The following is a 13,695-nucleotide window of genomic DNA, read 5'->3' as shown; positions in this document are numbered from 1 at the left end:
CTCTTGCAAGCCCTTCATGTTGGATGAAAATCTTACTATGACAAAAGCGTCAGACCGCGCCTATGAGACGATCAGAAACATGATCCTATCCGGCGAATTGTCCTCGGGGGATGCATTGCGCGAGGAGGCATTGGCGCAGATTTGCGACGTGTCGCGTACACCTGTCCGCGAGGCGCTTAGACAGTTGGAGGCGGACCTTTTGGTGCGCCGTACCGAATCGCAGCGCAGCTATGTTGCAGACTGGTCTTTGGATGACGTGGCCGATGCGTTTGAGCTTCGCGCGATGCTGGAAGGGCATGCGGCGAAGCGAGCAGCTGAACGCATGACAGGTGATATCCTTGCGCGGCTAACTTCATGTAACGAAGGGATATATATAGCAATCTCCAAGGCGGAGCCCGATATCACGACCTTTTTGGATCGCAACCGTGAATTTCATGCGCTCGTGCTTGAGACGGCAGGGTCTCCGCGTTTGAAGAGTCTTTTGACAACCCTTATTGAGCAGCCGGTTATCTGGCGCACAGCGCAGCATTATGATCCAGAGGCTTTCCAGAGTTCGCATGGCGAGCATGCTGACCTTTTGACCGCTTTTGAGAGGCGCGATGGGGTCTGGGCGATGAGCATTATGGCGGGACACATTCGCCGCGCTTTTCACGCCTATGCGGATGCCCACACTGGATTTGGGAAGGCGGAAGTTAAGCGGTCGAAGGGTGCGGCGTAATGGCAACAGTGTATACAAAAACTGTCGAAATCGTTGAAGTGAGCCCGCGTGACGGACTCCAGAACGAGAAAACGGCTGTCTCAACTGAAGATAAGCTCAGCCTGATTTTCCGAGCGATTGACGCTGGGGCGCGGCGGATTGAGGTGACGAGCTTCGTCAATCCCAAAGCTGTGGCGCAAATGGCGGATGCTGACGTGGTATGCGCTGGCCTGCCGGACCGCGATGATGTGACCTACATTGGTCTTGTTATGAACCAGCGCGGGGCGGGCCGGGCGCTGGCGACGGGGCGAATTGACCAATTGGGTGCGGTTTGTGTGGCGACAGACACCTTTGCGATGCGCAATCAAGGGCAGACCTCGGAAGGTTCGGTTGAGGCGGCGAAGGCCATCATCGACACCGCTCACAAAGCAGGCAAAACAGCGCAAGCGACCATTGCCGCAAGTTTCGGATGCCCGTTTGAAGGTGAGGTCGCTGAGGAACGGGTGATCGCAATAGCGAAGGCGGTGGTTGAGGCGGGGCCGGTTGAGATCGCGCTTGCGGACACGATTGGCGTGGGAAATCCAGCGCATGTCACGCGTCTGATCAAAGGGGTGAAAAAAGTCGTGGGCGATCTGCCCGTGCGAATGCATTTTCACAACACGCGCGGGACGGGGCTCGCCAATGTGTGGGCCGCGATTGAGGCCGGGGCTTCGACCATTGATGCCTCTATCGGCGGGCTGGGCGGATGTCCTTTTGCACCGGGTTCTGCGGGCAATGTCGCCACCGAAGATGTGCAATATATGCTGGAGCGCGCTGGGATAGACACCGGCGTTTCGCTTGCAAAACTCATTGAGACCAACGCTTGGCTTTCGCACATTATGGCCAAAGAGCTACCAGCGATGGTTGCCAAGTCTGGCGGTTTTCCGGCCGCTCAACCTGACAAGAAGGAAATCGCCTGATGCGTTACCGTCTGGGTGTGGATGTGGGTGGCACGTTCACCGATCTGCTGCTGTTCGATCAAGATTCTGGGGCTTTCTGGCGGCACAAAACGCCTTCGACCCCGCATGACAGTTCGGAAGGTATCCTGAACGGCGTGCTGGCGATCACTGCTGAAGCCGAGGTTGATCCGGGTGATATTGAGTTCTTCCTGCACGGCACGACGGTTGCGACCAATGCGGTTCTGCAAAACAAGGGCGCGCGTGTCGGGCTTATCACCACCGAAGGCTACCGCGACATCATGCAAATCGCGCGCAGTTTTGTGCCCGGCGGTTTGGCGGCGTGGATCGTATGGCCCAAGCCTCAGCCTTTGGCTGCGCTTGAAGACACCCTTACCGTGGGCGGCCGGATGGACGCCGATGGCAATGAAGTGCGCCCCGTCGATAAGGCAGGGGCTCGGGCGGCTCTGCAGCAGCTAAAAGCCTCAGGTGTCGAGGCAATCACCGTCAGCCTCATCAACGCCTATGTCAACGGCGCGCATGAGAAGCAGATCGGCGCGATTGCTGAGGAGGTTTTCGGCCCCGATGTGCCGATTTCCTTAAGCCACAAAGTGCTTCCCGAGATGCAGGAATATGAACGCACGCTCTCCACCGTCGCCAATGCGGCTGTGCGCCCGGTGGTGGGCAATTACATCGCCAATTTGCGCGACAAGCTTGTCGAAGCAGGCGTGAAGGGCAAGCTCTCGCTGCTGCGTTCAGACGGTGGTTTGATGAGCAGCGAGAAGGCGCAGGAGCATCCGGTCAATATCCTTATGTCCGGTCCTGCTGGCGGCGTGACGGGCGCGGTTTGGGTGGCGAACAACGCAGGGCTTAAGAACATTTTGACGCTCGATGTGGGCGGGACGTCTACGGATGTTGCGCTCATCGAAAAGCTTGAGCCGCGCCGGGTGCGGACCACGGAAGTGGGACACTTGTCGGTGCGTGCTTCGGCTCTTGACGTAAAGACTGTTGGGGCGGGCGGCGGCTCTATCGCTCACGTGCCGGAATTGACCGGAGCGCTTCGGGTCGGCCCTGAAAGCGCGGGAGCTGTGCCGGGGCCGGTGGCCTATTCCAAAGGAGGCGAACTGCCCACCGTGACCGATGCCAATGTGGTGCTCGGTTATTTGCCCGAGGACTTGCTCGGTGGATCGTTTAAGCTCGACCGCGAAGGCGCAAAAAAGGCGGTACAGACGATTGCCGATGCGCTCAGCGTCCCCCTCATGGATGCAGCGCGCGGGATCATTGATATCGTCAATGAGAATATGTTCGGCGCGCTTCGCATGATTAGCGTTCAGCAAGGCTATGACCCGCGCCACTTTGCCCTCATGGGCTTTGGCGGGGCAGGGCCTTTGCACGTCAACGCTGTAGCGAAATTGATGGGTTCCTGGCCTGCTGTCTCGCCCGTCTCCCCCGGAGTGCTCTGCGCTCTGGGCGATGCGACAACGCGTATGCGGACTGAGACTGCGCGCTCTTTCAGCAAGCTTGCGATGAATACCGACGTCGCCGAGCTGATCGAGGTTCTGGACGAAATGGCTGAGCAAACTTGCAGTGAGTTGGAGCAAGATGGTATTCCGCCAGACAGCATCACCAGCGAGTTTGAGATTGATGTGCGCTATGCAGGGCAGGCCTTTGAGGTTCCTCTCACAGTTGATCAGAACACTCTGCGTGAGCTTGGAATTGATGGACTGCTGGCCCGCTTTGACGAAGAGCACCGCCGCCTCTTCACCTTCAACATGGACACACCCCATGAGATCGTGAACCTGCGCGCTGTGGCTCTCGGAGAGTCGCTCGAATTGGAGGCCCAAGAGCTAGCTAAAGGCGGCGGCGATCCGGCCCATGCCAAGATAAAGGACCACACGTTGTGGATGGATGGGGAGGAGCGCGCTGCCGTCATCTACGACCGCGCGAAACTGCTCCAAGGGGACACCATTCCCGGCCCTGCGATCATAACCGAGATGGATTCAACCACCCTCGTTGAGCACGATTGCACCGCGACAATCGATGCGGTGGGCAATATCTTGATCAATCCAACGGCTGCACCGTGATGCAGAAACTTCACCTTTCCCGTCACCCCGGCGCAGGCCGGGGTCCAGTGCGGAGCCACCAGTGCCGCTCCCTGGATTCCGGCTTGTGCCGGAATGCCGACATAGAGAATTTTGGAGCGCAATAATGCCAGCACAAATCATCGAAACCAACACCGCGCCCTTTAAAAAACTAGATATCGACCCGGTCACGCTCGATATTATCGAGAACGCTCTGAGGAACGCGCGCACCGAAATGGACGCGACGCTTGTGCGCACTGCCATGAGCCCCGGTATTCGCGAGCAGGGCGATGCCTTCCCGCTGATCGCAGACCCATCGGGCAAGATGATCGTGGGCCAATTCGGCAGCTTCATCGGTGGATTTCTAAAGAGCTTTGAGGGCACGATTGAGGATGGAGACATGATCTTCCTCTCCGATCCATATTCGTGCGAAGGCGCGATCAGTCACTCGAACGACTGGCTCGTCATGCTGCCCGTGTTCAAAGATGGACGCCTGATCGCCTACACCGCCATGTTCGGGCACCAGTCCGATATTGGCGGCATGGTGCCCGGCTCCATGCCGATTGAGGCAACCTCGATTTTCCAAGAAGGCGTGCGCATTCCGCCCGTTAAGATCTGGAAAAAAGGCGAATATAATGACGACCTGATGAAGCTCGTCATGCACCAAACGCGCAAACCCGATTGGTGTCAGGCGGATTTGAACGCGCTCATTGCTAGCTGCCGCGTGGCCTCCAATCGCCTTGTCGAAATGGCAGAGCGCTTTGGCGATGATGTGTATTACTCCGCCACCCAGGAACTGCTGGCGCGCAACCACCGCGCGATGAAGGCGCTGATTGGTCAGGCGATCCCTGAAGCTAAAAACAGCTTTGAAGATTTCATCTGCGACGACGGCAAGGGCTATGGCCCCTACAAGATCAAATGCACCATGTGGCGCGATGGCGATAAGGTGATTTTGGACTTCGACGGCACCGATCCGCAGTCAGCGGCGTCGATCAATTTCTACCTCAATGAAAACATGTTTAAGATGTTCTTCGGCATCTACATGATCATGGTCTTCGACCCTCAGATCCTGTTCAACGATGGGTTCTATGATCTCATTGAAGTGCGCATTCCGGAAGGGTCTTTGCTCAAGCCAAAGTTCCCGGCGGCATTGTCAGGCCGCACCCACGCGCTGGGCCGCATCTTTGATATTCTTGGCGGACTGCTCGGCCAAGGTACGCCTGAGTTCCTGAATGCCGCTGGCTTCTCCTCATCGCCGCACCTGTTCTATTCGGGTTGGGATAACCGCGAGGGCAAGAAAGCGGATTGGTTCCAGCTCTTCCAGATCGGCTTTGGCGGTATTCCGGGACGGCCACTGGGTGACGGTCCTGATGGGCACTCGCTGTGGCCGGGATTTACCAACGTGCCCAACGAGTTTCTTGAGCGCTATTTCCCCTTGCGGATTGAACGCTATGAGACTGCACCAGACTCAGGCGGAGCCGGTCTCCACCGGGGCGGCAATGGCATTCACATGACCTACCGCTTCTTGGCGGACGGCGCGATTGCGATCCACGATGACCGCTGGTTTGTGCCGCCTTGGGGCGTCAACGGCGGCCATCCGGGTAAACGCGCGACCAAGCTTCTCGAACGCCTCGACGGCACCACCGAAATCGTCGGCAATAAGGTCGAAGACGTCGAGGTGAAGGCGGGCGAACAGCTCCACTTCATCACATGGGGCGGCGGAGGTTGGGGTGACCCGCTGACACGCGATCCTGAGCTGGTGGCATTGGAAGTGCGCCAAGGTCTCGTGACGCAAGAAGGCGCGCGCGATTACGGCGTTATCATCAATGACGATCACAGCGTCGATGAAAGCGGCACCAAGACCTCGCGTGCGGCGATCAAGGCTGCGCGCGGTGAGCTTGCGTTGTTCGATTATGGCCCCGACATCGAAACCCTTCGCGCCAACTGCAAAGACGATACCGGCCTCGAGGCGCCAATCCAACCTTCGTGGGATCAGCAGCGCCATGGTTGAAGCGATTAACACAGGCGCCCTTGCAGGCCTCCGCGTAGTCGAGATGGGCCAACTTCTGGCAGGGCCTTTCTGCGGCCAATTGCTTGGCGATATGGGGGCGGACGTCATCAAGATTGAGCCGCCCGGAAAGGGCGACCCCATGCGCGAATGGGGGCAGGGCGAGGAGAAAGTCCAATGGGAAGTGATCGCACGCAACAAACGCTCGGTCACCTGCAACCTTCGCGTGCCCGAGGGGCAAGATATTGCCCGTCAGCTCATCGCCAAGGCGGATATTCTGATCGAGAACTTCAAGCCCGGGACGCTAGAGAAGTGGGGGCTTGGACCCGAAGAGCTTCACAAAACCAATCCCGGCCTCATTATCGCGCGCATGTCGGGCTATGGCCAGACAGGGCCTTACTCCACTCGCGCCGGGTTTGGCGGCATTGGCGAGGCTATGGGTGGTTGGCGCTATATTGTGGGTGATCCCGACCGGCCGCCTGCACGTATGGGCGTCTCAATCGGTGACACGCTTTGCGCGACTTACGGCACGATGGGCGTGCTTGCCGCGCTTCACCACCGTCAGAAAACCGGTGAGGGGCAGGTGATCGACACCGCTCTTTACGAAGCCGTGCTTCAGGTCATGGAGGGGCTCGTCCCCGAATACGACAAGAACGATTTTATCCGCGAGCGTTCTGGTTCAATCCTCAAAGGTATCGCGCCCAGCAATGTTTACTCGGCCAAGGATGGCCCGTTTATGATCGGCGCGAACAATGACGCGATTTTTAAGCGGTTTGCGAAGGCGATGGGCAGGCCTGAATTGGGTGAGGATGAACGCTATGCGACCCACCTTGCGCGCGGGGCTCATCAGACCGAGCTCGACAACCTCATCAATGAATGGACCGCGGTGCTGACGATTGATGAATTGGACGCATTGATGATCGAGTACTCAATCCCTGCAGGCCGCGTCTACACCGCCAAAGACATGCTCGCCGATCCCCATTTTCAGGAGCGTGAGGCGATTATCGAGGTCGAGACTGAAAAGCATGGCCCGCTCAAGATGCAGAACGCTTTCCCGCGCTTTTCTAAGACGCAAGGGCAGGTGCGCCGGACGGCTCCGGTGACGCCGGGGCAGCACAATGCGGAAGTTTTGGGCGAGCTTTTGGGCTGGGATGAAAGCGAAGTGGCCGACAAAGCTAGTCGCGGGTTTATGTAAGCTGCGCGTCTTTCTTTAATCGACCAATTTAGAATTTCACAAACACGTTCACATTGGCAATGTGATCCATTCGGTCCTCGCGCCCGTCTCGAAAGATGGTTTGGTTGAGATAGCCTGGAGCCGCCTCAATGTTTTTGCCGAGCGGAACCGAGACGCCGACAAAATTGCGCCACACACTAAGCCCGCCTGACTGCACGGCGGTGTCGTTCAGCTCGATGAAGGGCTCTGTATAGGCGACAAATTTGTTGTTCTCGGAGATCGGCACCTTCAATTGGACAAAGTTGCGAAACCGCCATGAGGTGCCATCTGCCTCTTCAAAAGTCCTCTGCTCAAGCCGGGTCCGGGAATCGAGCGTTACGCCGTCTTTGTCGATCAGGCGCACGTTCAATTCTTGATAAAAGCGGTGCTCATTAAGTTCGGGCGGGCCGACCGGATCGGTAAGTATATATGCATAGCCCCCTCCGATATTGACTTTGTCGGTGATCCGGTAACCAACGAATGAGCGCAGCAGCAACTGGCCCAGCCTCTCGGCATCATCAGTAAAGCGTTCTTGCGCTTCGGCGCGAAGATACCAATCACGGTCTTCGCCAAGGTCGACCGTCACAAATTGTCCAGTCCACACATTAAAATCATCTTCGGTCGCGGTCGCAGGCACTGCAAACGGCATCGCCAATGCCCCGATAAGAAGCGCGGTCTTGTTTGGAAAAGTCACGATCAACCTCGTTTGTCGAAAAAGGCATTGCCTCAAAAAGGCAGCGGCGCTCCAATCGCCGGTATCATTTGGCAAACGGTGTGACGGGGCCCGCGCGCCATTGCTGTAATGTGCCGTCCACGGCCGCCACTGGCCGGCTTAGAGGGCTGTCACGGTGCCCCTTGAAGGGGAGGGGAGGGGCAAACAAGGGGCACCGCTTTATTGACAGTCCGGCCATGCCGGCATGCAATCTGACTAGCGCGGTGACGCAGCACATGCGTCAGCCGCTTGGCAGTCTTCCCGGTTTAGGCCGGGCGGCCTATGCAGTTTTGAAAGCGCACCCTATTATAGGGGGTATGCAGGATCCATCGCCCGTTATGCCGTCAGATGCGGAATCAATCGCCGAGCTGCGCGAGCTTTACCGCGCATCCGAAGCGCGCGCTGCGCGGCTGCGGCTTTTGTCTATCTCAGCGCGCGAACTGGCAGAGGCGAACGAGGCCACGCTCGAGGCAGTTCTTGAACGCTGCGCGCAAAGGCTGGCTTTTTTTGCCGGCTGCCGCGGTGGACGGGTGTTTGTATCGCAAGACGGCGTGAGCGTTGAAGGCGCTATCCCAATAGCTGCACCGGGCGATGATACGGTTCCAATCGCTTGGCTGATCGTAGACGGCCTTACGGAGCTTGGAGATATTCCAGATGCCGAAGACCGCGATGCTTTCAGCATGAAACTCGACCTTATCGGGTCGACCATCGACCGTATCACAAAAGACAACGAGCGCGCGCGCCTGGTCTCACAGCTACAAGCGCGTGAGCAAACACTTGGCAAGCTGCTCGACAAGATTTTTACCGCGCAAGAAGAGGAACGCCGCCGGGTCAGTCACGAATTGCACGACGGCGTAGCGCAGACCGCAACGGCTTTGGTGCGTATTCTCGAGAGCCCCGAAGTCGATAGCTCGCACGGAAACGGACCGGCGAATGGCCAATTGCAGCCTAGCGAGGTTGCCCGCTCGCTCGTATCAGAACTGCGCCGCGTCATTGGAGGGCTGCGGCCCACACTGCTCGATGATTTAGGGCTGGTGCCTGCCCTGCAAGCCCTGTTTGATAGTCTTGAGGCAGATGGGTACGAGGTGTCTCAAACACTGCTGCGAAACGATCGCCGCCTCAACCCTCTGATTGAAAATGCTGTTTTTCGTGTTGCGCAAGAAGCTGCGGCGAATATTCGCAAGCATTCTGGCGGTTCTTGCGCTGTCTCGGTATATGCGCAGTTCGACACCGATCCGCTGATATTGCAGATCGAAGATCATGGGGTCGGACCTTCGGAAGAAACCACACAAGACGGTGTTTTTTCGGGAAAGAACATCGGAATTGAAGTAATGAAAGAACGAATGTCGCTCATCGGCGGTACTCTGAGCTGGGGGGCAGGAGAGGCTGGTGGTGTTGTGGTCGAAGCGCGTTTTCCCGCATCTCTATGATCCATCCCTCTCTTTATGTGAGTACGCTTAATGCCTGACGCAGCCCCCTCTCCCAGCATACTCATTGTTGATGATCATCAACTGGCGCGGGAGGGCCTGCGCGCGGTCCTGGCAGGTGACGACTTTAAGGACATTCATCTCGCCAGCACTGGCGAAGAAGCCATTGAGATTGTGCGCGATGTAGTGCCGGATATCGTTCTGATGGATGTCCGGCTAGGCGACGGGATAGATGGTCTTGAGGCAACCCGACGCATCGCGGCACTCGAATTGCATACAAAGGTCATCATGCTGACCCTGCACGACATGCCGGGTTATGTGCGCACCGCTCTTGCAGCGGGCGCTGCGGGGTATGTCCTCAAAGACACACAAATTGGCGATTTACGAAGCGCGATTGAGCAGGTTTTGGACGGACGCTCTGCCATTCCTCTCGACCTTGTAAGCGCGGCGATGAATAGTACCGCGACCTCAGCTGCTTCGGGCGATCTCAGCAAGATACTGACAGCCCGTGAGCGCGAGGTGGTGGAACTGGTCGCAGAAGGTCTCACCAACAAGGAAATCGCGCGCAATCTCGGGATCAGCCCGGCTACGGTCAAAGTCCATGTCGAACGGCTGATAGCAAAATTGGGCGTCGCAGACCGGACACAGGCCGCTGTGCTTGCAACCAAGCTCAAATCTGATCACACCGGCGGTGTATGAGTAAAGGTTCGATCAGGTTTTGGACTGACCGCCCGCTTGCGATCAAAGGCCTTGTCGTCGTGGCATTGCCGCTTGCGGTTTTGCTGGGTGCATTGTTTTCGCTTTACCTTGCATCAAGCGCTGAGAGCCGCGCCGAAGACGACGTGCGCCGCGCCTTTGCAATTCAGCGCGACGTCTATCAGGTACACGCTATGCTCGCCGAAGCGGCGGCAGGCGTTCGCGGATATGCTCTGACGCGTGAAGAGCGATTTCTGGCACCCTACTACACGGCTGAAGAGGACTTACCCGCAACCCTGACGCGGCTTGAACAAGCGATTGAGGACGAAACCGTTCGCCCGCGTTTTATTGAGCTTCTGGAGGTGACACAGGTAAAGCGCGACGGCCTTCGTACCACAATCGCCTTGGCGCAAGGGGCCGCACAGCCGAGCCTGGAGCAAATCGAAGAAGCGCTGGTTGCCAATAAGCTTGCGCTGGATGCGGTCAGAGCGGAAATTGACAATATCCAGCGGCTCGAGGGCATCGTCCTTGATCGCAGGCGTGCCCTTGTGGACGACGTGCGCACGCGCTTTCTTACGCTTACCGCGGTCAGTGCGATAATCGGCCTTCTGGGCAGTTTTGCGGCCGTTTATCTCTTCTCCACTGGCATCGTGCGCCGGGTGAGCAAGCTAGAGGGCGATGCAGAGCTTTTGGCGCGAGGAGAGCGCCTGGAGGCTCCGCCCGACGAGGCTGATGAGCTGGGCCGGTTGGCGCGCGGAATGTCGCGGGCGAGCGCCCTTTTGCGCAAACGCGAAGACGATCTGAAGGCAAGCGAAGAGCGCTTCCGTCTCGTGATTGAACAGGTGCGTGACTACGGCATTTTTGCGCTTGACCAAAAGGGTGTTGTTGCAAGCTGGAACCTTGGTGCGACACGTATCAAGGGGTGGCAAACAGAGGAGGTTCTGGGGAAACATTTCAGCATGTTCTACCCCGAAGATACACGCGAGTTCATGCCAGATAAAATGCTTGAACGCGCAAAAGAAGAAGGCACCGCCGAGGATGAGGGCTGGCGCATCCGCAAGGACGGAACGCAGTTTTGGGCCGATGTTGTGATTACCGCGCTGCGCGATGAAAGCGGCGCATTGCAAGGTTTTGCCAAAGTTACGCGCGATATGACAGAACGTCGGCGCAGCGAAGAAGATTTGAGGCAAGCGCGTGAAGAAGCAGAGGCGGCGAACCTTGCGAAAAGCGAGTTTCTCTCCCGCACCAGTCACGAACTTCGCACGCCCCTTAATGCTATTTTGGGCTTTGGTCAGCTGCTTGAAATCGACGAGCAGGATTTTGCCAAGCCGCACCGCGACGCGGTCCAGCAAATCGCAAAAGCGGGACGCCATTTGCTTGCGCTCATCAATGACCTTCTCAACATCTCCAGCATTGAGGCAGGCGCCGAGGAGGTTGAGATTGAAGAGGTCAATATCGCTGATCTACTAGAGGAAATACGCGATCTTGCTGCTCCGATTGTGACCAGCGCAGGTCTTCGTTTTGAAGTGGAATTGCCAGCAAAGGATATGCGCATTCAGGCGGATAGAAGACGCACGACCCAGGTTATTTTGAACCTTGTTAGCAATGCCGCCAAATATAACCTTGATGGTGCATTTGTAAGGCTGGGTGCAGGCAGCGAAAGCGATGAGGTCAAAATATTTGTCGAGGACGATGGGCCCGGCGTCGCGGCCTCAGACCGCGCGCGGCTGTTCACCGCCTTTGACCGGCTTGGCCAGCAGAAAAACTCGCATAGCGAAGGGACTGGCCTTGGCCTTGCTCTTTCAAAGAGTCTGGTGGAATCCATGGGCGGGGTTCTGGACTATACGCCACTGGCCAAGGGTGCGCGTTTCTGGTTTTCCCTGCCCGCAAAGAACCACCCGCTCGACGCACAGCAAACAGCAGAGTAAGGAAGGGCTATGCCAGCCCAACTGATTGATCCTAAGGAAATCCTTGCGCGCCGTATCCTAGTGATTGACGACGAGGAAGCCAACGTCATGCTGCTTCGAAACCTGCTTGAGCGCGAGGGCTATCAGGACATTCACTGCCTGACACAGTCGAGCAAGGCGCTGCAATCTTATATCGATTTGCAGCCCGACTTGGTGCTGCTTGATCTGATGATGCCAGAGGTTGATGGTTTTCAGCTGCTCGAGGCATTTTCGCGTCACGATGCAGCTGATGAATTTCGCCCCGTTCTGGTCCTCACAGCGGACACCACTATACAGGCGCGCCGGAAGGCCTTGGCTCTTGGAGCGAAGGATTTTGTCGCCAAGCCTTTCGATGTCATCGAGGTGGGACTTAGGATTTCGAACCTGCTCGAAACGCGTCTCCTTTATGATCGGCTGCGCTCAGCGGGCACCAGTTAGCGCCCTGGCTTCGAGTTGATAAGTTTGCCTTTTTTCTGGTTCGTCTTCAGCACGCACTTGCCCCATAGCGCATGCGGAATGAGCAATCCAAGGAACGATCATGGCCAGCGCACCTCTGTTTGAACCTGTATCCGTGAACCGCATTTCCGATGATGCCTCGCTGTTTGCTGCCATCCGAAAACTGCTTCGCAACCCGGTCGAGGTTTTCTCTTCGCAACTCTACCGAGAACACCATTTTGAGCGTGTGGTATTGGGGCGCAAAGTGATTTACACGAGCGATCCTCAGACAATTCAGGAAGTATTGCTCACGCACCAAGACGCTTTTCCCAAAGGAGAAGTGGAGCACCGTCTCTTGTCCGGTGCGACAGGGAACGGCCTTTTGACAGCGGAGGGTCATGACTGGAAAGCCCAGCGAAAAGCCGCAGCGCCAGCGTTTCGGAACGACCGGCTTAACGATCTCTTGCCTGATATGAACGACGCCGCACGTAAAGTGGCGAGCCGTATCGCCGCAGCGCGCCGTGATGGTGAAACCGCGAGCGAAGGCGACGTTTTACCATATATGATTGATGCGACATTCGAGATCATTGCCGGCGCTTTGCTATCAGGGGATGAACGGACATTTGATGCCGAGCGGATTGCCCAAGATGTATCGCTATTCCTTGAAACTCTCGGCAAGATTGATCTGTTCGATTTCGTGCCTGGCCTTGTAAATGTGCCTCGGCCATGGGGCGCAAAGGGGCGCGCGGCGGTTGAGCGGCTCAGGCGCGATGCCGTTCGGGCGGTTCAAGCCCGGCGTGAGAGCGGGATATCGCGGGCCGATCTGTTGCAGCTCTTGCTGGAAGCGGCAGACCCGGAAACCGGTAAAGGCCTGAGCGATTTGGAGCTTCGCGACAATATCATCACCTTTATCGGTGCAGGCCATGAGACAACCTCGCTTGCTTTGACATGGGCGTCATATTTGCTTTCGCACGCGCCTGAGTGGCAGGAGCGGCTGGTTGCAGAAGCGCGCGATGTGTGTGGTGACGGCGATGTAAGTGCACAGCATCTGCCGCAGCTCCAAGCGCATGAGTGGGTCATCAAAGAGGCGATGCGGCTTTATCCGCCAGCCCCTGCCATGGGACGGGTTGCAGCGCATGACCAGCAATTGACCAATGTGTCAGTGAATGAAGGCGATCAAGTCATTCTTGCGATCTATCCGATGCACCGCCATGAAAAGCTTTGGGAAAATCCAGATAGCTTCGATCCTGAACGGTTCTCAAAAGAGCGCTCCGCTTCGCATCACCGTTATCAGTACATTCCATTTTCCGGCGGTCCGCGAATCTGCATTGGTAAGCGATTTGCGATGATGGAGGCGGTTACAATCCTTGCTCATGTGATGCGGCATGTAAGCTTCGCCCCGGTGCCCGGGTTCATCCCCTATCCCAAGTCGCGCATCACCTTGAGGCCTCAGGATGGGATGCGACTGAACATCGCCCGGCGCTTCCCAGAGCCCATGTCTATTTGAGACAAACGCTTTTCCATTCGCTCACAAGCAGGGACGTA

Annotated in this window: 11 protein-coding genes; 10 read left to right on the top strand and 1 reads right to left on the bottom strand. The window is 57.2% G+C overall.

All coding sequences use genetic code 11. From position 1 onward, the window contains the following. Window positions 1-37: 37 nt before the first annotated feature. From AC0V60_RS09030 to AC0V60_RS09010, 5 genes are all read left to right on the top strand, one after another. Window positions 38-718 carry a GntR family transcriptional regulator gene (locus AC0V60_RS09030; RefSeq protein WP_486178145.1) on the top strand — a complete coding sequence of 227 codons (681 nt, stop codon included), beginning with the start codon at window positions 38-40 and terminating at the stop codon, window positions 716-718. Next, window positions 718-1,656: a hydroxymethylglutaryl-CoA lyase gene (locus tag AC0V60_RS09025; protein WP_486178144.1), complete on the top strand. Its 939-nt coding sequence runs from the start codon at window positions 718-720 to the stop codon at window positions 1,654-1,656. The genes AC0V60_RS09030 and AC0V60_RS09025 overlap by 1 nt, the downstream gene beginning before the upstream one ends. Next, window positions 1,656-3,716, top strand: a complete 2,061-nt coding sequence (locus AC0V60_RS09020; RefSeq protein WP_486178143.1) for a hydantoinase/oxoprolinase family protein — start codon at window positions 1,656-1,658, stop codon at window positions 3,714-3,716. The genes AC0V60_RS09025 and AC0V60_RS09020 overlap by 1 nt, the downstream gene beginning before the upstream one ends. 124 nt (window positions 3,717-3,840) lie before the next feature. Further along, the gene (locus AC0V60_RS09015; protein WP_486178142.1) at window positions 3,841-5,724 is read left to right on the top strand and encodes a hydantoinase B/oxoprolinase family protein; all 1,884 of its coding nucleotides are present in this window, start codon (window positions 3,841-3,843) and stop codon (window positions 5,722-5,724) included. Further along, entirely contained in the window at window positions 5,717-6,916 is a 1,200-nt protein-coding gene (locus tag AC0V60_RS09010) for a CaiB/BaiF CoA transferase family protein (protein WP_486178141.1), read from the top strand. The genes AC0V60_RS09015 and AC0V60_RS09010 overlap by 8 nt, the downstream gene beginning before the upstream one ends. Before the next feature lie 28 nt (window positions 6,917-6,944). Here AC0V60_RS09010 and AC0V60_RS09005 read toward each other — a convergent pair whose 3' ends face one another. Then, entirely contained in the window at window positions 6,945-7,628 is a 684-nt protein-coding gene (locus AC0V60_RS09005; protein ID WP_486178140.1) for a DUF2490 domain-containing protein, read from the bottom strand. A 215-nt stretch (window positions 7,629-7,843) separates the two neighbouring features. On the opposite strand from AC0V60_RS09005, the gene AC0V60_RS09000 reads away from it, so the two are divergent. The 5 genes from AC0V60_RS09000 to AC0V60_RS08980 all read left to right on the top strand — a co-directional run bounded on the left by AC0V60_RS09000 (window position 7,844) and on the right by AC0V60_RS08980 (window position 13,657). Then, complete coding sequence (locus AC0V60_RS09000; RefSeq protein WP_486178139.1) at window positions 7,844-9,076, top strand: sensor histidine kinase; 1,233 nt, start codon at window positions 7,844-7,846, stop codon at window positions 9,074-9,076. Window positions 9,077-9,106: 30 nt separating this feature from the next. Then, complete coding sequence (locus AC0V60_RS08995) at window positions 9,107-9,772, top strand: response regulator (protein ID WP_486178138.1); 666 nt, start codon at window positions 9,107-9,109, stop codon at window positions 9,770-9,772. Continuing rightward, a complete protein-coding gene (locus AC0V60_RS08990) occupies window positions 9,769-11,697 on the top strand; it encodes a sensor histidine kinase (RefSeq protein ID WP_486178137.1) in 1,929 nt (642 codons plus the stop codon). Before AC0V60_RS08995 ends, AC0V60_RS08990 begins: the two co-directional genes overlap by 4 nt. A 9-nt stretch (window positions 11,698-11,706) precedes the next feature. After that, window positions 11,707-12,153, top strand: coding sequence for a response regulator (locus AC0V60_RS08985; protein ID WP_486178136.1), 447 nt, complete (start codon window positions 11,707-11,709; stop codon window positions 12,151-12,153). 100 nt (window positions 12,154-12,253) lie between these two features. Next, window positions 12,254-13,657, top strand: a complete 1,404-nt coding sequence (locus tag AC0V60_RS08980) for a cytochrome P450 (protein ID WP_486178135.1) — start codon at window positions 12,254-12,256, stop codon at window positions 13,655-13,657. Window positions 13,658-13,695 lie beyond the last annotated feature (38 nt).

The organism is Erythrobacter sp. S259 (genome assembly GCF_057364965.1).
Note: the sequence above shows the minus strand (reverse complement) of the source record. Positions and strands in the feature narration are given on the sequence as shown.